The organism is Mycobacterium sp. EPa45, assembly GCF_001021385.1.
GTDB lineage: Bacteria > Actinomycetota > Actinomycetes > Mycobacteriales > Mycobacteriaceae > Mycobacterium.
The window spans coordinates 2,631,705-2,650,980 of record NZ_CP011773.1; the positions used below are offsets into that span (position 1 = coordinate 2,631,705).

Annotated in this window: 19 protein-coding genes and 1 pseudogene; 15 read left to right on the forward strand and 5 right to left on the reverse strand. The window is 67.5% G+C overall.

From position 1 onward, the window contains the following. Positions 1-36 precede the first annotated feature (36 nt). The 11 genes from AB431_RS12525 (at position 37) to AB431_RS30805 (ending at position 9,606) form a co-directional block, all read left to right on the forward strand. Positions 37-984, forward strand: a complete 948-nt coding sequence (locus tag AB431_RS12525) for a phosphatidylinositol mannoside acyltransferase (RefSeq protein ID WP_144418465.1) — start codon at positions 37-39, stop codon at positions 982-984. Continuing rightward, positions 984-2,147, forward strand: a complete 1,164-nt coding sequence (locus AB431_RS12530) for a glycosyltransferase family 4 protein (RefSeq protein ID WP_047330186.1) — start codon at positions 984-986, stop codon at positions 2,145-2,147. The genes AB431_RS12525 and AB431_RS12530 overlap by 1 nt, the downstream gene beginning before the upstream one ends. Beyond that, on the forward strand, positions 2,147-3,187 hold the full coding sequence (locus AB431_RS12535) for an NUDIX domain-containing protein (protein WP_047330187.1): 1,041 nt from the start codon (positions 2,147-2,149) through the stop codon (positions 3,185-3,187). The genes AB431_RS12530 and AB431_RS12535 overlap by 1 nt, the downstream gene beginning before the upstream one ends. Before the next feature lie 65 nt (positions 3,188-3,252). Beyond that, complete coding sequence (gene pdxS, locus AB431_RS12540) at positions 3,253-4,179, forward strand: pyridoxal 5'-phosphate synthase lyase subunit PdxS (protein ID WP_047330188.1); 927 nt, start codon at positions 3,253-3,255, stop codon at positions 4,177-4,179. 6 nt (positions 4,180-4,185) lie between these two features. After that, entirely contained in the window at positions 4,186-5,028 is an 843-nt protein-coding gene (gene tesB, locus AB431_RS12545; RefSeq protein WP_047330189.1) for an acyl-CoA thioesterase II, read from the forward strand. Further along, complete coding sequence (gene pdxT, locus AB431_RS12550) at positions 5,025-5,618, forward strand: pyridoxal 5'-phosphate synthase glutaminase subunit PdxT (RefSeq protein ID WP_047330190.1); 594 nt, start codon at positions 5,025-5,027, stop codon at positions 5,616-5,618. Before tesB ends, pdxT begins: the two co-directional genes overlap by 4 nt. Positions 5,619-5,719: 101 nt before the next feature. Next, positions 5,720-7,564 (forward strand): hypothetical protein, encoded by a 1,845-nt coding sequence (locus tag AB431_RS12555; RefSeq protein WP_047330191.1) that lies wholly within the window; start codon positions 5,720-5,722, stop codon positions 7,562-7,564. Then, the gene (locus tag AB431_RS31000; RefSeq protein ID WP_200902720.1) at positions 7,561-7,713 is read left to right on the forward strand and encodes a hypothetical protein; all 153 of its coding nucleotides are present in this window, start codon (positions 7,561-7,563) and stop codon (positions 7,711-7,713) included. Before AB431_RS12555 ends, AB431_RS31000 begins: the two co-directional genes overlap by 4 nt. Further along, complete coding sequence (locus AB431_RS12560; protein ID WP_047330192.1) at positions 7,710-8,066, forward strand: hypothetical protein; 357 nt, start codon at positions 7,710-7,712, stop codon at positions 8,064-8,066. The genes AB431_RS31000 and AB431_RS12560 overlap by 4 nt, the downstream gene beginning before the upstream one ends. Further along, positions 8,063-9,349 (forward strand): hypothetical protein, encoded by a 1,287-nt coding sequence (locus AB431_RS12565; RefSeq protein ID WP_047330193.1) that lies wholly within the window; start codon positions 8,063-8,065, stop codon positions 9,347-9,349. Before AB431_RS12560 ends, AB431_RS12565 begins: the two co-directional genes overlap by 4 nt. A gap of 113 nt (positions 9,350-9,462) precedes the next feature. Then, entirely contained in the window at positions 9,463-9,606 is a 144-nt protein-coding gene (locus AB431_RS30805; RefSeq protein WP_158423537.1) for a hypothetical protein, read from the forward strand. 60 nt (positions 9,607-9,666) lie between these two features. Here the strand turns inward: AB431_RS30805 and AB431_RS12570 are convergent. Both AB431_RS12570 and AB431_RS12575 read right to left on the reverse strand, forming a co-directional pair. Beyond that, positions 9,667-10,559 (reverse strand): annotated as a pseudogene (locus AB431_RS12570) (NAD(P)-dependent oxidoreductase). An 8-nt stretch (positions 10,560-10,567) separates the two neighbouring features. Then, on the reverse strand, positions 10,568-10,948 hold the full coding sequence (locus AB431_RS12575) for a carboxymuconolactone decarboxylase family protein (protein WP_047333366.1): 381 nt from the start codon (positions 10,946-10,948) through the stop codon (positions 10,568-10,570). An 87-nt stretch (positions 10,949-11,035) separates the two neighbouring features. Between AB431_RS12575 and AB431_RS12580 the strand changes: the two genes are divergently transcribed. Further along, positions 11,036-12,220, forward strand: a complete 1,185-nt coding sequence (locus AB431_RS12580; protein WP_047330194.1) for a cytochrome P450 — start codon at positions 11,036-11,038, stop codon at positions 12,218-12,220. Here AB431_RS12580 and AB431_RS12585 read toward each other — a convergent pair. Further along, on the reverse strand, positions 12,203-13,942 hold the full coding sequence (locus AB431_RS12585) for a CocE/NonD family hydrolase (protein ID WP_082135667.1): 1,740 nt from the start codon (positions 13,940-13,942) through the stop codon (positions 12,203-12,205). The two genes, AB431_RS12580 and AB431_RS12585, sit on opposite strands and share 18 nt — an antisense overlap. Before the next feature lie 110 nt (positions 13,943-14,052). Here AB431_RS12585 and AB431_RS12590 point away from each other — a divergent pair, with 110 nt between their 5' ends. Then, on the forward strand, positions 14,053-14,652 hold the full coding sequence (locus AB431_RS12590; RefSeq protein WP_047330196.1) for a TetR family transcriptional regulator: 600 nt from the start codon (positions 14,053-14,055) through the stop codon (positions 14,650-14,652). On the opposite strand, the gene AB431_RS12595 is transcribed toward AB431_RS12590, so the two are convergent. Beyond that, positions 14,649-15,998, reverse strand: a complete 1,350-nt coding sequence (locus tag AB431_RS12595; protein ID WP_047333367.1) for an MFS transporter — start codon at positions 15,996-15,998, stop codon at positions 14,649-14,651. The two genes, AB431_RS12590 and AB431_RS12595, sit on opposite strands and share 4 nt — an antisense overlap. Before the next feature lie 128 nt (positions 15,999-16,126). Here AB431_RS12595 and AB431_RS12600 point away from each other — a divergent pair, with 128 nt between their 5' ends. After that, positions 16,127-16,882, forward strand: a complete 756-nt coding sequence (locus tag AB431_RS12600) for a YebC/PmpR family DNA-binding transcriptional regulator (protein WP_047330197.1) — start codon at positions 16,127-16,129, stop codon at positions 16,880-16,882. A 2-nt stretch (positions 16,883-16,884) separates the two neighbouring features. On the opposite strand, the gene AB431_RS12605 is transcribed toward AB431_RS12600, so the two are convergent. Next, positions 16,885-18,873: a molybdopterin-dependent oxidoreductase gene (locus AB431_RS12605; RefSeq protein WP_047330198.1), complete on the reverse strand. Its 1,989-nt coding sequence runs from the start codon at positions 18,871-18,873 to the stop codon at positions 16,885-16,887. A gap of 41 nt (positions 18,874-18,914) precedes the next feature. On the opposite strand from AB431_RS12605, the gene AB431_RS12610 reads away from it, so the two are divergent. Then, entirely contained in the window at positions 18,915-19,226 is a 312-nt protein-coding gene (locus AB431_RS12610; RefSeq protein WP_047333368.1) for a hypothetical protein, read from the forward strand. Positions 19,227-19,276 lie beyond the last annotated feature (50 nt).

The window sequence follows — 19,276 nt, forward strand, 5'->3', positions numbered from 1 at the left end:
ACGCCGGGACAGCTCTGGACAGCCGGCCGTAACCGGCTGCCGCGACCCGAATACCTCAGCGACCTCGGGTATGCGGCGGGCTGGCGGCTGGTTCGCGCCATGCCGGAGCTGTTCGCGCGCAATGCTTTCGACGCCGGTGCCTGGTATGCGGCGCAGGGCGGTGGTCCCGAGCAACTGCGCAAGAACCTGGCCCGGGTCATCGGCACCACTCCCGCTGAGGTGCCGAATGCCCTGATTCGTGCTTCGCTGGCCTCCTACGCCCGATACTGGCGGGAGGCATTCCGGTTGCCGACGATGGATCACAAGAAGCTGGGCGCCCAGATCGACGAGGCGGTCACCGGCAAGGAACACCTGGAGGCTGCGTTGGCCGCCGGGCGCGGGGCGATTCTCGCGCTGCCCCACAGTGGCAACTGGGACATGGCCGGAGTCTGGTTGGTTCAGGCAAACGGCACCTTCACCACCGTCGCCGAGCGGCTCAAGCCCGAGTCGCTATACAAGCGGTTCCTCGACTACCGCGAAAGCCTCGGCTTCGAGGTGCTGCCCCTGACCAGCGGAGCCGCGGAGCCGGCGACATCTGACAAGCGTGAGCGGTCTCCTTATCCGGTGCTCGTCGAAAGATTGCGGGCCAACCGTGTGGTCTGTCTGATGGCCGAACGCGACCTGAGCCGCTCCGGCGTGCCGGTCGACCTGTTCGGGGAAGCCACCCGGATGCCGGCCGGTCCGGCCAAGCTGGCCCTGGAGACCGGCGCGGCGCTGCTGCCCGTGCATTCCTGGTTCACCGACGACGGTTGGGTCGTCGATTTCTACCCCGAGCTGGACTGCTCCAGCGGTGACGTCGGCGTCATCACCCAGGCGCTGGCCGACCGCTTCGGCGCGAACATCGCCGAACACCCCGAGGATTGGCACATGTTGCAGCCGCAGTGGCTGGCCGACCTGTCCGACGAAAAGCGTGCCCGCCTCGGGGCTGGAGGCGGGCCGGGCTGATGCGGATCGGGATGGTCTGCCCGTACTCGTTCGACGTTCCCGGCGGGGTGCAGTCGCACATCCTGCAGCTGGCCGAGGTGATGCGCGAGCGTGGCCATGACGTCAGTGTGCTGGCACCGTCATCGCCGCACGTGAAGCTTCCCGACTACGTCGTCTCCGGTGGCAAGGCGGTGCCGATTCCGTACAACGGGTCGGTGGCGCGGCTACGGTTCGGCCCGGCCACCCACCGCCGGGTCAAGAAGTGGCTCATCGGCGGCGAATTCGATGTGCTGCACCTGCACGAGCCGAATGCGCCCAGCCTGTCGATGCTTGCCCTACAGGCGGCCGAGGGGCCGATCGTCGCGACGTTTCACACGTCGACCACAAAGTCGTTGACGCTCAGCGTGTTTCAGGGAATCCTGCGGCCGTACCACGAGAAGATCGTCGGCCGGATCGCGGTGTCCGACCTGGCTCGCCGCTGGCAGATGGAGGCGCTGGGTTCCGACGCGGTCGAGATCCCCAACGGCGTCGACGTGACAGCACTCGCGTCGGCGCCACGACTCGAGGGCTATCCGCGCCCCGGCAAGACGGTGTTGTTCCTCGGCCGGTTCGACGAGCCCCGCAAGGGAATGGCGGTACTGGTCGGCGCGCTGCCCCGGCTGGTCGAGCAATTCGACGACATCGAGATTCTGATCGTCGGCCGCGGCGATGAGGACAAGCTGCGGGAGGAGTGCGGCGAGCTCGCCCGCCACCTGAAGTTCCTCGGTCAGGTCGACGACGCCGAGAAAGCGGCCGCGTTGCGCAGCGCCGACGTCTACTGTGCCCCGCACACCGGGGGCGAGAGCTTCGGCATCGTGCTCGTCGAGGCGATGGCCGCGGGGACCCCGGTGGTGGCCAGCGATCTCGACGCGTTCCGGCGGGTCCTGCTCGACGGCAAGGCCGGCCGGCTGGTTCCGGTCGACGACTCCGATGCGATGGCCGAGGCGCTGATCGAGGTGCTCGGCGATGACGCCTTGCGCAAACGCTACGTGGCGGCCGCCGACGTCGCGGTTCGCCGTTACGACTGGCCGGTGGTGGCCGACCAGATCATGCGGGTGTACGAGACCGTTGCGGGCGCCGGCATCAAAGTGCAGGCGGCCGGTAGTTCGGCGGGCCGTAGCGAAGCGACCCGGGGAAGTAGTTGATGCAGCCCCTGCTGTATTGGTCATTGACCGCGCTCCTGATCATCTTTCTGATGGTCAGCGCGCTGTTGGCCCTCCAAACCGCCAGCCGGCTGGATCGCCTGCACATCCGCTACGACCTGTCCTGGCAAGCGCTCGACGGGGCGCTGGCCCGGCGGGCGGTGGTGGCTCGCGCGGTCGCCGCCGACACCTACCGCGGGCGCCCCGAAGGCAAGCGGCTCGCGGCGCTGGCCGACGCCGCCGAGCGGGCCCCCCGCGCCGGCCGCGAAGCCGCGGAGAACGAGCTGTCCGCGGCGCTCGCCATGGTGGATCCGACGTCGATGCCGGTGTCGTTGGTCGCCGAGCTTGCCGACGCCGAAGCCCGGGTGCTGCTGGCCCGTCGATTTCACAATGACGCGGTGCGAGACACCCTTGCGCTGCGGGAACGCCGTCCGGTTCGGTGGCTGCGGCTGGCCGGTACCGCGCCGCTGCCCACCTACTTCGAGATCGCCGAGCGGGCGTCGAACGCTGCCCCGGCAGACTCCGACCGGGTGGACCGGCGGACGTCGGCCCGGGTGGTCCTGCTCGATGAGCAGGGTCTGGTGCTGCTGTTCTGCGGGTCGGACCCCGCGTTCACAGGCGAGGGTGAGGCGCCGCGCTGGTGGTTCACCGTCGGCGGTGCGGTGTGGCCGGGGGAGCGATTGGTGGACGCCGCTGTGCGAGAGATCGCCGAGGAAACCGGGCTGCGGGTGGACCCGGCCGCGATGGTGGGGCCGGTCTGGCACCGCGACAAGCTGATCGACTTCAACGGCACCGTCGTGGCCAGCCAGGAGTTCTACTTCGTGCACCGCACGTCCCGGTTTGAACCGAGCACGGCTGGGCGCACCCCCTTGGAACTGCGGTACATTCACGGCCACCGATGGTGCGATTCCGCCACGATCGATCAGCTGGCCGAGAACGGGCAGACGGTGTACCCGCTGCAGCTCGGGGAACTGCTCGAGGAGGCAAACCTGCTGGCCGACGGCCGGGGTGGGGCCGACAAGGAGTTGCACCCGATCCACTAAGTGGCGAAATATTCAGTTTGGATTCGCCCTTTAGACTGGATCCGTATCAAACGAAGGGACTGACAGTGGAAACCGGAGCTACCGCGGCTGGATCCAACGGCTCGGCCAGCGCGCAGACGGGTACCGCTCGGGTCAAGCGCGGCATGGCGGAGATGCTCAAGGGCGGCGTCATCATGGACGTCGTCACCCCCGAACAGGCACGTATCGCCGAGGGTGCCGGGGCGGTCGCCGTCATGGCGCTGGAGCGCGTGCCGGCGGACATTCGCGCCCAGGGCGGCGTGGCCCGCATGAGCGACCCAGACCTGATCGAAGGCATCATCTCCGCGGTCACCATCCCGGTGATGGCCAAGGCGCGGATCGGGCATTTCGTCGAGGCGCAGATCCTGCAGAGCCTCGGAGTGGACTACGTCGACGAGTCCGAGGTGCTGACCCCGGCCGACTACACCCACCACATCGACAAGTGGAAATTCACCGTGCCGTTCGTCTGCGGTGCGACCAATCTGGGCGAGGCGCTGCGGCGCATCACCGAGGGCGCGGCGATGATCCGCTCCAAGGGCGAGGCCGGCACCGGCGACGTCTCCAACGCGACCACGCACATGCGGTCGATCGGCGCGGAGATCCGCCGGCTGACGTCGCTGTCGGAGGACGAACTCTATGTCGCCGCCAAGGACATGCAGGCGCCCTATGACCTCGTTGTCGAGGTGGCCCGGGCGGGCAAGCTGCCGGTCACGTTGTTCACCGCGGGCGGCATCGCCACGCCCGCGGATGCCGCGATGATGATGCAACTCGGGGCCGAGGGCGTGTTTGTCGGCTCGGGCATCTTCAAGTCCGGTGACCCCGCGGTACGGGCCGCGGCCATCGTCAAGGCCACCACCTTCTACGACGACCCCGATGTGCTGGCACGGGTGTCGCGGGGGTTGGGTGAGCCCATGGTCGGAATCAACGTGGAGGAGATCGCGGAGCCGCACCGACTCGCTCAGCGCGGCTGGTAATCCACGGTGGCAATCGAAGAGATCCTCGATCTGGAACAGCTCGAGGTCAACATTTACCGCGGCCGGGTTTTCAGCCCCGACTCCGGCTTCCTGCAGCGCACGTTCGGCGGCCACGTCGCCGGGCAGTCACTGGTCTCTGCGGTGCGCACGGTCGACCCCAAGTTTCAGGTGCACTCGCTGCACGGTTACTTCCTTCGCCCCGGCGACGCCACCGCACCGGCGGTGTACCTCGTCGAGGCGCTGCGCGACGGCGGCTCCTTCGTCACCCGGCGGGTCAACGCCGTCCAGCACGGCGAGACCATCTTCTCGATGTCGGCGTCATTCCAGACCGACCAGAGCGGCATCGAGCACCAGGACGAGATGCCCGCTGCGCCCCCGCCGGACGACCTGCCCGGGTTCATCTCCAAGGGCGGGGTGTTCGACGACGCGGGTTTCGCCCAGTTCGAGGAATGGGACGTTCGCATCGTGCCGCGCGATCAGGTGGCTCGCCTGCCCGGCAAAGCCTCTCAGCAGCAGGTGTGGTTCAAACACAAGGACCCGCTGCCCGACGATCCGGTGCTGCACATCTGCGCGCTGGCGTACATGAGCGACCTCACGCTGCTCGGCTCGGCGCAGGTCAACCATGTCGAGGAACGTAAACACCTGATGGTCGCCTCACTGGATCACGCGATGTGGTTCATGCGACCGTTCCGCGCCGACGAGTGGCTGCTCTACGACCAGTCCTCGCCGTCGTCGTGCGGCGGCCGGTCGCTGACTCAGGGCAAGATCTTCAACCAGTACGGCGAGATGGTCGCTGCGGTCATGCAGGAGGGACTGACCCGCTACAAGCGCGGATACGCCGGGCCGTGAGCGTGCATGTGGGCGTGCTGGCCCTGCAGGGCGACACCCGTGAACACCTGGCAGCCCTGCGCGAGGCCGGCGCCGAAGCGTCCACCGTGCGTCGCCCGTCCGAACTCGACGCCGTCGACGCCCTGGTCATCCCGGGTGGTGAGTCGACGACGATGAGTCATCTGCTGCGCGAATTCGACCTGCTGGACCCGCTGCGCAAGCGCCTGGCCGACGGCATGCCCGCCTACGGCTCGTGCGCGGGCATGATCCTGCTGGCCACCGAGATCCTCGACGCCGGCGCCGAGGGCCGCGAAGCGGTGCCCCTGGGCGGCATCGATATGACCGTGCGGCGCAACGCTTTCGGCCGGCAGGTGGATAGCTTCGAAGGTGACATCGCTTTCGAAGGGCTAGACGGTCCAGCACACGCGGTGTTCATCCGGGCGCCGTGGGTGGAGCGGGTAGGGCCCGACGTTCAGGTGTTGGCGCGCGCCGACGACCACATCGTGGCGGTGCGGCAGGGCCGCGTCCTGGCGACCGCGTTTCACCCGGAAATGACTGGTGACAGGCGGGTCCACAAGCTGTTCGTGGACGTGGTGGCCCACCGCGCCTAGCGGCGTGAAAAACTCTGTATTAGAAACCGCCGGTACTGGGTATTACGGCGGACAGTTTCAGGCCGTAATCGGCATGGCTTCGACCGCGGAGTGGATCAACGATGATCGGTGGGGAACGTACGACGGTTCTGGCTGCGACCGCCGAGGGTGGTGGCGCGGCGTTGGATCAGGTGATCGGCTTGTCAGTGGTGGCGGCCGTCGTCACCGCTGTGCTGCTGTGGATCGGCTATCAGCACCGGACCAAACGCATCACCTGGCTGAACAGTGTGGCCGAGCGCGCCGGCAACAAATTCAAGCGGCCGCCCTGGGTTGCGGTCAGCATCATGCTGTTCTCCGCGACGCTGATCTGCGCATTGTTCGGCTTCATCTGGGACGTCAGCCTGCACATCGGTAAGGGCCGCGACCCCGGACCGCTGGCCAACCCGGCGCACTACTTCATCCTCTTCGGGCTGTTCCTGCTGTTCATCGCGGGCGTACTGGCCGTGGTGGTGCCCTACGACAAACCGGGGTCGGCCGCTGTGCGGATCACCCGGCACTGGTACGCGCCGGTCGGCGGTCTGCTGATGGCCGGTTGCGGGCTCTACGCGCTGATCGGCTTCCCGCTCGACGACGTCTGGCACCGGATCTTCGGCCAGGACGTCACCCTGTGGGGTCCCACGCACCTGATGCTGATCGGCGGCGCGGGGCTGTCCCTGGTCGCCGTGCTGTATCTCGAATACGAGGGGCGCCGGGCGATGGGCGCCGACGCACCGCCGGACAGCCGATTCGTGAAGTTCCTCCAGTACCTGTCGTTCGGCGGCCTCGTCGTCGGTCTGTCGGTATTCCAGATCGAATACGACTTCGGTGTCGAACAGTTCCGGCTCGTGCTGCAGCCGATGATGATCGGCGCCGCGGCCGCGATGGCCCTGGTGGCCGCGCGGCTCACACTCGGTCGCGGGGCGGCGCTCATCGCCGCGATCCTGGCGATTGCGCTGCGCGGGGGCGTCGCTTTAGTCGTCGGCCCGATCCTGGGGGCACCCAACAGCTGGTTCCCGCTCTATCTCGGATCCGCGGTCGTCGTCGAGATCCTCGCGCTGACGTCACTGGCCAAACGGCCCCTCGTCTTCGGTGCAGTCGCCGGCCTGGGTGTCGGTACCGTCGGCCTGTGGCTGGAGTCGCTGTGGGTCGGGGCGGTCTACCACTATCCGTGGCCCACGAGCATGTGGCCCGAAGCGCTGGCGATGGCGATTCCCGTCGCGGTCATGATGGGTCTGTGCGGGGCGCTGCTGGCGATGGTCCTCACCGGCCAGCGACTGCCCCGGCCCGCGATCGGCATCACCGTCGTGGTCGTGACTGTCCTGGCCATCGGCGGCGCCGTGGCCGATGGTCTGCGCATCGATGTGCCCCAAAACGACACGGCCACAATCACTCTGACCGACCTGCCCAGCCAGCCGGGGCAGCGGATGGCCAACGCCGATGTGCGGATCAACCCGCCCGACCTGGTAAGCGACAACCCGGAGTGGGTCACGATCCTGTCCTGGCAGGGCGGACTGAACAACGAGCGCGGCCTCGTCGTCGACCGGCTCGAGCGCGTCGGCCCCGGCCACTACCGCTCGACACGTCCGGTCCCGATCTGGGGTCAGTGGAAGACCCTGCTGCGCGTTCAGGACGGCACCCTGATGGCAGGTGTTCCGATCTACCTGCCGGAAGACCCGGGCATCAACGCGCCCGGGGTGCCGGCTGAACAGAACAGCACCCGCCCGTTCGTGCCGGAGATCACGATCCTGCAGCGCGAACGCAACCTCAACCACCCGACGTGGCTATTCGCCGCCGGTGGTGTGGTGGTGCTGATCTGCACGCTGATCCTGATCGCCGCGCTGACGTGGGGCGGCGGCCGGATCAACCGGACCGAAGAGGAGCCCGCACGCCTCGAGGAGCCGCGGCCGAAGGTGGGGCCCCAGGTGTGATCGAGACCTACAGCGCTCACCACGCACTGGTACTCGCACTGCCCGCGCTGACTCCTGCGGTCGTGGTGGTGGGCGTCGTGTTGTTCATCGCCATCCGTGACCGCCGTCGCGGCGAGGTGAGCTCCGACTCCGAAGGGGACGAAAAGTGAAGGTGGCCAAGCTGATCGCGGTCAGCGTCGCGCTACCGGCGGCGGTGGCGTGCGGCTCGGCGAAACCGCCCGTGCCGCAGGCCGCCGGCCCGGTCGTGGAGATCACCATCGCGCATGGCACGGTCACTCCCACCAACGCGACGCTGACCGCCAAGGTGGGCCAGCCGATCACGTTGCGGGTCAACAGCGACGCCGCCGACGAACTGCATGTGCACTCCACCCCTGACCACGAGTTCGAGATCGCGGCCAAGCCCGAACAGGAGTTCTCCTTCACCGTCGACGTTCCGGGCAGCGTCGCGGTCGAATTGCATCACCTCGACCGGACGGTGGCCACGATCCAAGTCCAGCCGTGACGCAGGCCGCAGTCACCGTCCTGGCACACGGCCTCGGCGGCTCGACCGATCTCCCGATCCCGTACGCGTACGCGCTCATCGGCGCCGCCTGGGCGCTGACGTTGACCTTCGCCGTCGTAGCCTTCGCCTGGCGCACACCGCGTTTCGACCCGGATCGGCCGGGCCGTCCGCTGCCGTCCTGGGTGACGGCGGCGGTCGATTCGCCGATCACCCGATCGGTGGCGGCGGGCCTGGCGCTGGCGCTGGCGGTGTGGGTCGTCGTCGTCGGTGTCGTAGGGCCGCAGGACGCCGGAAATGCGCTGCCCGGCGCGTTCTACGTGCTGCTGTGGGTGGGTGTCCCGGCGTCGTCGGTGCTCATCGGTCCGGTGTGGCGGGTGATCTCGCCACTGCGCACGATTCGCCGGATGCTGCCGGAGCGCGCGTTGCACAGTTACCCGGAGTTCCTCGGCTACTGGCCGGCCGCGGTGGGTCTGTTCGCGTTCGTCTGGCTGGAACTGGCCAGCCCGGACCCGGGATCGCTGACCGCCATCAAGATCTGGCTGGCCTGCTACGTCGTCATCACCCTCGGCGGCGCACTGCTGTGCGGCCCGCGCTGGCTGTCGCGCGCCGACCCCTTCGACGTCTACAGCGTAGTGGCATCGCGGCTTTCGGTGTTCGGCCGCAACCGCGACACCGGAGAGCTCGCGCTGGTCAGCCCGTTCAACCATCTGCGGACCCTGCCGGTGCGGCCGGGAACCCTTGCGGTGCTGGCGGTTCTGCTCGGCTCGACCGCGTTCGACAGCTTCTCGGCGAGCCCGGATTGGCGAAACTTCGCCGACGGTCTCGCGGTCAATCCGGCCCTGACACGCAGCATCGGGTTGCTGGTGTTCGTGGTCGTGGTCGCGGCGACATTCTGGGGGGCGGCGCAGGCCACCGGCGGGATCGATAGGACCCGCCGCCGGGAGCTGCCCGGGCTGATGGCGCACTCGCTGATCCCGATCGTCATCGGATACGTGTTCGCGCACTACCTTTCGTACCTGGTGGAGAAGGGTCAGCAGACGGTGATCGCGCTGTTCGACCTGCACGGCGCCGAGGTGAGCTATGTGCTGTCCGCTCATCCATCCGTGCTGGCGACCCTCAAGGTATGTTTCGTGGTCGCCGGTCACATCGCCGGGGTGATCGCCGCGCACGATGCCGCCGTCCGGCTGCTGCCGAAAGGTCATCAGATCACCGGGCAGCTGACGATGATGCTGACGATGGTGGCTTACACCTTCACCGGCCTATACCTGCTTTTCGGCGGCTAGCGCCGCCAATTCGTCGCACGACGTTTAGACAACGTCAATCTGGGCAGTCCCGCTGTGCCGGGCGAGTTACGGATACTCGAAGTCTCGGCGCGCGGCGGCGGTAGGAGGACGTGATGATGTCACGGAACTGGTTGAGTCGGCGGATTCATCAGGTGCTCGAGCATCAGGGCGCGAAATCCTCGGCCGGTCTGTGGCGGCCGGCCTGGCAGAGCAATCCGGCTGCGGAGCGGCCGATCAGTTGGTGGCGCGCGCTGTAGTCATCACCGGCGTCGCAGAACCAACCGGTTCTCGACGACGTGAGCAGCGTAGATTTGCCGCTACTTCCGCCGCCCGTCCACGATCACGCCTGCGGCCGCCTCGATGGGTTTGATCGCCGAGGTGAAATCGGACTCCGGTCCTTCCTCGCGCATGACCAGCTCCCACAGTCGTCCGACGGCCGCGGCGACTTCGGTGGGCAGGCCGAGCGATTCGGCCTCCTCGAGATAGAGTCGCACGTCCTTCACCATCAGCCCGGTGGCGAATCCGTAGTCGAAGCTGCGCGGCAGGATCGAATTCGGGAACTTGTCCCGGCTGGCGTGGTGGCGCCCGAGCCGGCGTTGATCACGTCGATCATCACCGACGGATCCAGGCCGGCTTTCACACCCATCACGACGACCTCGCAGGTGGTGGCCAGCGCCGTGGCGGCCAGCAGGTTGTTCACCAGTTTCATCGTCTGACCCGCGCCGGGTTTGGTGTCGACGAAGAACGGGGTGCCCAGTGTGGTCAATATCGGCTCGACGATCTCGAACTCATCGCGCGGGCCCGAAACCATCAGCGCCAGTGTGCCTTTGGTGGCACCGCCGACTCCACCGCTGACCGGACTGTCGAGCATGGCGATGCCTCGCGCGGACAGCTGAGCCTGAATGTCCTGGGCGGCTGTGCTGCCGATCGTGGACAGGTCGACGAACCGGTTGATCCGCTGCCCCTCGATCACCCCGTCCGGCCCGGTCGCGACGTCGCGGGAGGCGTGTACCGACGGCAGGCTGGCCAGCACGGTTTCGGCGTGGTCGGCGACGTCGCGCGGTGAGGCTGCGGCCTGCGCACCGAGTTCGACAGCCCTGACGACCCTTTCCGGTCGGGTGTCGAAGACCACCGCGGGGTAGCCGGCCTCGATCAGGCGGGCGGCCATCGGGAAACCCATATTGCCCAATCCGATGAAGCCGAGGGCGATGGCGTCGCTCATGGGGCGTCGAGTTCGGCGAAGGCCTCCCGCGCGACTCGGAAGGCGTCGACCGCGGCGGGCGCACCGGCGTAGATCGCCACCTGTAGCAGGATCTCGCGGATCTCCTCGCGGGTGACACCGTTGGTCAAGGCGCCGCGCACATGGGTCTTCAATTCGTGCGGACGGTTGAGCACTGAGATCATCGCCAGATTGAGCATGCTGCGGGTTTTGAGCGGCAGTTCCTCGCGCCCCCACACCGCGCCCCAGCAGTACTCGGTGAGCAGATCCTGAAGCGGCTTGCTGAAGTCGTCGGCCTGCCGCTCGGCGTTGGCGACGTACTCCTCGCCGAGCACCGCGGCGCGGATCTGTCGTCCTTTGTCGTACGTCGCCTGGTCCATGCCGTTCATGATCGCATTGCCCCGCATCACGGCCTTCACTGACTTGAGTCATTGACTTTCCTGCTGTTCGCGTACTAGAAACGGGCGATGGCCACCGAGCAGGGTTTGGATGGGGTTCCCCGGCTGGCGTTCGCCGACCTGCCGATGGCCGCCGACCGAAGTGTCGGCTGGGCCGCGCTGCGCGACGCCGGTCCGCTGATCGTCGGTGACGGCTTCTATACGCTCACGCGCCGGGACGACGTCCTCGAGGCGTTGCGCAACACCGAGGTGTACTCCTCGCAGAAGGCCTTCGACGGGTTGGGCAGTCCGCTGCCGATGGTCCCGATCGCCTTCGACCCGCCCGAGCACACCCGGTACCGCCGCATCCTGCATCCGTTCTTCAGCACGCAGACCCTCGCGGGCATGCTGCCCTCCCTGCAACAGCAGGCCGTCGACGTCATCACCGACATCGCCGCCAAAGACGGCTGTGAAGTCGTGGGGGAGCTCGCGATTCCGTATCCCTCCCAGGTCTTCCTGACGTTGTTCGGCTTACCCCTCGAGGACCGCGACCGGCTGGTGGACTGGAAGGACGCGATCATCGACATCGGCCTGTTGGAGTCGGTTCAGGACGCGGACCTGACACCGGCCATCGAGCTCGCCACGTACCTGAGCGAGGCGATCACCGAACATCGCCGCAATCCCGGCAACGACATCCTGTCGCAGGTTCTGACCGGACCCGATCCGCTCGACGACGGCGAGGCCCTCGGGCTGGGTTACGTGTTCATCCTGGCGGGGCTGGACACCGTCACGTCGGCGATCGGTTCGGCGCTGCTGATGCTCGCCCGCCGACCCGACGCGCGCCGTCAGTTATGCGCCGATCCCGGCCAGATCCCGGTGTTCGTCGAGGAGCTGCTGCGGCTCGAGTCGCCGGCGCCGATGATCCCGCGGGTGACGACGCGGCCGGTGACGGTGGGCGGGGTGACGCTGCCCACCGGTGCCAAAGTCCGCTTGCCGCTTGGGGCGATCAACCGGGACGGCAGCGACGCGATCTCCGGTGACGATCTCGTGATGGACGGCAAGCTGCACCGGCACTGGGGATTCGGCGGTGGCCCGCACCGGTGCCTCGGCTCGAACCTGGCGCGCCTGGAGCTGCGACTGGTGATCTCCGAGTGGCTGCTCCGCATCCCCGAATTCGACGTGGCCCCCGGCTTCGACCCACACGTCGAGTGGCCGGCCGCCTCGCTCGGGCTGGCCAAACTGCCGCTGGTCATCGGGTCAGGCAACGACGGGTAACAGCAACCGCGACGACGAACGCACGGTGTTGATGCTGCTGGTGCCCACGCTCGCATGCCGAAAGTTCATGATGGCGGGGGTGTCGGGATCCTGGTCGTCGCTGGTGATCGTGATCTGGATGCGGTGGCCGGCACCGAACCGACGGGCGTTGGGCACCAATGAAATTCGGTACTCGACATCGGCGCCGACGGGCACCGCCTCCGCGTGACGGCACGGCAGTACCGGGGCGCCGGGGCGGCTGGTGGCCTCGTCGACCGCGCGCAGGCTGGCCCGCAGCCACCCAGCGGTCACCGGCTGCGCCGTGCCGTCTGGACCGACGTCGGACAGCGTGACGATCCAGGCGGTGTCGGCGGCGGTGGCGCTGGCGACCAACCGCAGTTCGATGTCGCCGACGACATCGAGTGCCTCGTCAAGCGGACTGCTGGTCCAGGTCAGTGCGGGCGGGGGATCGATCGCGCTCGGCTTGACCCGGCCCAGCCCGGCGCCGAGCGTCATGAGCTCGCGTCCACCCGGGTCGCCTTCGTCACCGTCGAGCATGCCGTCGGTGCGCAGTGCGAGATCGCGGTATGTGCCTGGTGGAGGCCAGGATTCGCACGCGTGCCACTCGTCGGTGCCGGGCAGGATGTAGCGGACGGCGGGGCCGTCGAGGATGCCGGTGTCGTGGCCCTTGAGCCAATGGTCGTACCAGGCGAGGGCTTCGACGTGCAGGCTCTCCCACGGCCAGGTCAGGCCGTACTCGCCGAGCATCCCGATCCGCACGCACCTGCTGTTGCTCAATGCGGCGTAGCTGGTGAACGTCGATGGCAGGTGCAGCGGCGCATTTTCCCAATCGCATCCCAAATAGACTGGAATGTCGATGTTTTCGAGTAGCGGCAGCAGGTTGCGTTCGTCCCACCAGGCGTCGCGAGTGGGGTGTTTCACCGCCGCGTTGAGCCACAGCTCATCCCACGGATCCGGATCGTGCGGCAGTCTGAGAAGTCCGCGCATCATCGTCACGGCGGCTTCGCCGTTCATCGTCGCGAACTTGTGATGCAGCGGCGGGGTGTTCAATGCCCACCGAGCCACGCCGAGTGGGCGGCTGCGCCAGAACCCGTCACTGCGGGCTGCGGTGAGTCCGAGCATCGACAAGAACGGTGTGATGAACGATGAGCTGAACAGGCCATGATGGACCGCGCCTTCGTAGAGGTCGGCGGTGACGGCCACCGGGAAGATCGCTTTGAGGTGCGGCGGGCGTTCGACGGCGGCCTCCAGCTGGGTCATCGCGAAGTAGCTGATGCCGATCATCCCGACGTTGCCGTCGCACCAGGGTTGGGCCGCCACCCACTCCACCAGGTCGTACATGTCCCGACGCTCGTGAGCGTCGAAGAATCCGAAGGTGCCGCCCGAGCCGCTGGTGCCGCGCAGGTTGGCGATCACGTGGGTGTAGCCGCGCGGCACCCAGAAATCGGTGGCACCGGCCTCGATGAACCCGGCCGGGGCCCCGAGGTCCTGGATCTGTCGTGGGTAGGGCGACGCGGCGATCAGCGCGGGGAAGCGGGCCCCTTTTGCCGCTGGGCCGTCGGGCCGGTGCACGTCGGCCAGCAGAGTGACACCGTCACGCATCGGGACGGCGACGTTGTTGTCGCTGGTGATGTGATGCTGTGGTGTGCTGAGGTTGCGGTAGTCCCGGCCGGTCGTCTGCGGGCCGTTGAGTCGCCGCTGACCTGCGTCGATACCCGACACGCTGGTAGATGTAATCCCCGACTCCTATTTTCACGTCCTGTTGAGACTAGTTTCACGCTACGATGAAACTAGTCTCAACGCAAGATGAAATTGGCGGTTAGGCGGCACGCATGGCAAAGAAGGTGACGGCACCGGGACCCCGCGACGAAAAGGGGGTGCTGGCGGCGCGGATTCTCGACGCGGCCCGCGGCGAGTTCGCCCATAACGGGTCGGCCGGCACCACGATCCGGGCGGTGGCCCGGGCCGCCGACGTCGACCCGGCGCTGGTGTATCACTACTTCGGCTCCAAGGAGGGTCTGCTGGATGCGGCGACGAATCCGCCGCAGCGTTGGCTGGAGGACGTCGCGAAAACCTGGACCACTCCCGTGCCCGAACTCGGTGCCGCGCTGATTCGGCTGATGCTCAGCGCCTGGGCCGACGGCGAGATCGGCCCGGTCCTGCGGGCGGTGTTGCAGACCGCGGCCCACGAGCCGAGCACGCGGGAGAAGCTTCGCCGGGTGGTCGAGGGCCAGCTGATGGGTGTGTCGGGTCTCGGCGTCGACGACCGCGACCGTCAGGTTCGCAGCGGTCTGGTGTCCTCGCAGATCATGGGGTTGGCGATGATGCGGTACATCTGGAACATCGAACCCCTGGCCTCGATGCGCGAAGAGGAGATCGTCGTTGCCGTCGGGCCGAACCTGCAGCGCTACATCGACGGCGACCTGAGTTAAGCGGTGGCGACGGCGACGGGTTTGGCGGCCGGCTCGTCATCGAAGTCGCCCGGCTTGAGCAGCCGGGTCGCGATGACACTGACGACCGCGGTGAAGACCAGGTAACCGCAAGCGAGCCAAGGCTTTCCGTGCGAAGCCGCAATCAGGGCCGTCAGGATGAGCGGCGTGAGGCCCGAGGCGTAGACGCCGGAGAGCTGATACACCGTGGACAGGCCGGTGTAGCGGATCCGGGTGGGGAACAGAGATGCGTACAGCGTGCCCTGGGCTCCGTAGAACCAGGCGTGGATCACGCCGAACACCACGATCAGCGCAATCGCGTAGGCGGCGATGCTGTGGGTGTTGAACAACGCGAACGCCGGGAAGACGGCCAGCCCGTAGGCCGCGATGCCACTGCCGTAGACCACTTTCGCGCCGAAGCGGTCCACCAGCAGACCCGACACCGGCAGCAGCGCGGCCATCACCAGAGCCGCCGCTGTCACGGCGATCAACACCGGCACCTTGCCCAGATGCAGTGTCGCGGTGGCATAGGAGATCGCGAAGACGCCCCAGGTGTTGAAGGCCGCGCCCTCACCCCACCGGGAGAGCATGCCCAGCACGGTGGACCGCACGGTCGGGCGGCGGAAGATCTCTCGCAGCGGCACCGCCGAACGCTGATCCTGCTCCTTGAGCTTCTCGAAGGCCGGCGTCTCAGCGGCCTTGAGGCGCACCACGACGCCGAACACCACCAGCACGAGGCTGAACAGGAACGCGATTCGCCAGCCGTAGCTCAGGAACGCCCCGGCCGGCAGCACGATCTGCAGCAGGGCGAACACCCCGGTGCCCAGCGCCAGGCCCAGTGCCAGCCCGACCTGCGGGACACTGCCGAACAGCCCGCGGCGTTTGGCGGGACTGTGCTCGACCGCGAGCAGAACCGCGCCCGCCCATTCGCCGCCCAACGCGAAACCCTGGCCGATGCGCAGGATCAGCAACAGGATCGGAGCCAACAGGCCGATCTGCTCGGCGGTCGGCAACAGACCCATCAGTGCGGTGGCCCCGCCCATCAGGAACATGGTCAGCGCAAGGGTCTTCTTGCGCCCGATGCGATCGCCCACGTGGCCGAACACGAAACCGCCGATGGGCCGCACCACGAAGCCGACGGCGAAGGTGGCGAACGACAACATCGTTCCCACCACCGAACTCTGGTGGGGGAAAAACGCCTGATTGAACACCAGGCTCGCCGCCGTCGCGTACAGGAAGAAGTCGTACCACTCGATCGTCGTCCCGATCAGGCTGGAGAGCAGCGCGGTGCGAATGGTGCTCGAGGAGGCCTCGCCGGAGTCGGCGCGTGGTTCAGCGATGGTGGACACGCGTTCCACATCTATCCGGTGGCCTGGCCGGCCAACAGTCTTCGACGCACGACGATTGCAATGACGTCTGAGTCGGCCCAGTAGACTCGTCGGGTTACGGCAGAACGGACAGTACGGAGAAGAACCCGATGAGCGGCCATTCCAAGTGGGCTACCACCAAGCACAAGAAGGCCGTCGTCGACGCCAAGCGCGGCAAGATGTTCGCCAAGCTCATCAAGAACATCGAGGTCGCGGCGCGCGTCGGCGGCGGCGACCCGGCCGGTAACCCCACCCTGTACGACGCCATCCAGAAGGCCAAGAAGTCGTCGGTCCCCAACGACAACATCGAGCGCGCCCGCAAGCGCGGCGGTGGCGAAGAGGCCGGCGGAGCGGACTGGCAGAACATCACCTACGAGGGCTACGGCCCCAATGGCGTCGCCGTGCTCGTCGAGTGCTTGACCGACAACCGCAACCGCGCCGCCGGCGAGGTCCGGGTCGCGATGACCCGCAACGGTGGCAACATGGCCGACCCGGGTTCGGTGTCCTATCTGTTCTCCCGCAAGGGCGTGGTGACACTGGAGAAGAACGGACTGTCCGAGGACGACGTGCTACTCGCGGTCCTGGACGCCGGCGCCGAGGAGGTCAACGACCTCGGCGACAGCTTCGAGGTGATCTCCGAGCCGACCGACTTGGTCGCGGTGCGCACTGCGCTGGTGGACGCCGGCATCGACTACGACTCCGCGGACGCCGGTTTTCAAGCGTCGGTGACGGTCCCGCTGGACGTCGACGGCGCGCGCAAGATCATGAAGCTGGTCGACGCACTCGAGGACAGCGACGACGTGCAGGACGTGTACACCAACGCCGACATCCCCGACGAAGTCCTCGCGCAGCTCGACGAGGAGTGAGCTCAGGCGGTATGCAGGCTGACGGGCACGCCTGAGTAGCGCGTCATCCCGGTCGCCGGGTCCAGGTCGTCCTTACTGGTCAACAGGTTGACGTTGGCGCCGACATGCGCGTGGGGCACCGAGACGACGCCGGTGCGCAGCGACGGGTCCAGCTTCGCGATCCCGGTGACTTCACCGTATTCGGTACGCACCACCAGCTTCTGGTTGTCGACGATACCGGCGGCCGCGGCGTCGTCCGGATTCAGCAGGATCTCGGGCTGCTCGCCGAGATACTCCAATTGTGCGTTGACCCTTCGCAATTGGCGGCGCGGCACCAGCACCGGGCCCGTCGTGTGGCGTAAGCCGTGCAGCTGGTCGACCAGGAGTTGCGGCGCCATCCGCCAACCACCGAGCCGCTCGAGGTGGCGTTGCATCCACGCCGCGGGCAGCTCCCGTTCGGCCTCCGTCCAGCCGGTGGCGACCAGGTCGTCGTAACTCGTGCGACCGCCGGCGTTGAGCTTGGCCAGCATCTGCTCGTCGGTCATCGCGGTGTCGGCGATGTCGTGGCCCAGCCGCGTGCCGATCTCGGCGAGGACCCACCACATCGAGCGGCGCTGGCCGACTGGGGCGACCATTGCCGGGGTGTGCTGCGCCGAGATCCGCGTGCTCATGAAATCCCAGAGCGTGACGTCGGGCCGCTCGAGCTGACCCTTGGTCGGCAGCACATGGGTGGACAGCGCCGTCGTTTCGGTGGGCAAGATCTCTGTGGTGGCCAACACCTCGAGCTTCGGTAACGCCGCGCGCACCGTGTCGGTGGCCGGGAAACCGGTGAGCAGGCTGCCGCCGAGGTTCAGCAACGCGCGGATATTACCTGCCTCGATCTCGTCGGGCAGTGTGGCGCAGGGCCATTCGCGCATGAAGGCCTTCGTGTCGGGGCGGCTGCGCGGCCCCGGCCGTGACTTGCCCTCCGGCGGCGCGATCGGCAGCTCGAACATCTCCAGCTGATAGCCGAAGCCTGGGTGGAACCATTCCCCGCCAGGAGTGTTCATCGACCCGGTCAGGATCAGCAGCGCCCACGAAAGCCATTGCGTCACATTGGCACTCGCCGACATAGTGACACCGGTACCGGTGTCGATGGCGATGTGTCCGGCGCGGCGGACGGCGGCAAGCAGGTCGTCGAGGTCAACCGGGTCGACTTCGGCGAGGGCGGCGGCGTGTTCCCGGGTGAACGGCTCGACCGCGGCCGCCAGGACGTCGAGGTCTTGCACCGCGACCTCCGGATCGGCGCCGTCGCGCAGAATCTCGCGCACCAGGTAGGCCAGCACCGCGTAATCGGTCCCCGGCCGCGGTGCGAGATGTCGGGTCGCCAGCCGAGCGGTCTCGGTGCGACGCGGGTCCATCACCCAGAGTTGCGCCCGCGCGGCGAGGTCGCGGAACAACCCGCGGGGGTTGGGCATCCCTACCGTATGGCCGTGCGAGACAACGGGATTGCTGCCGATCAGTATGACCAGTTCGGCGTTCTCGTAGTCGGGCCGTCCGGTCAGCCCGGCGGAGCCGCCCATCAATTCGGCGACCAGAACTTTCGCGGTGCCGTCGATGGTCAGCGGACTGAACTTCGCCGGCGTGCCGATCGCGCGGTGCAGCGCCTCGGCGATGCGGTAACCGGCGGCGTCCATCCCGATGCCGGTGCCGAAGTTGACGGCGACCGCGGCGGGCCCGTGCTCGGCGATGATGGCCTGCAGCTTGGTGCCGAGGTCGTCGAGGCAAGCCTCCCAGCTGGTTTCGGTCAGCTGACCGCCGGTGCGGATCATCGGCCGCTCGAGCCGATCCGGGTGGTGGTGGATCAGCGGCAGCGCGCGGCCCTTGGGGCAGGTGTATCCCCGGGAGAAGGGGTTGTCCCGGTCACCGTGGACGGCGACTACCCGGTCATCCTCGACGTCGACGAGGATGCCGCACACCGATGGGCACACCCGGCAAAAGCTTCGTTCTGTGCGGGTTCCGCCCGTGGCCATGGAAGAAAACCGTACGCTGCGGGCAACAATTGGAGGTGACGATGTCTCAGGTGACGGTGACCGACCCCGACGGGGTCAAGTGGACAGTGCGTCGCTGGTGGTGGAAGACGATCCCGTGGGAAACCGGTTTCGCCACCCTCGACTTTCTGATCTTTCTGGTCGTCCTGCCGTTCATGCTCGCGTGGCCGTTCTGGCTGCTGGTCAAGTGGTGCGGCGTGCCGTGGACGATCATCACCACGCGCGACGGCGAAGAGGTCAGCCGTGAGCAGGTCACCGGCTGGAAGCGCTCTGGCGCGCGGATCGAGGAGATCGCCCAGTCGATGCGTGACGGCATGCCCTACAGCGTGTCCTGACCGGTCCTGTCGGCTCGGGCCGCTACTGTGATCGAACAGCTGTTCGTTTC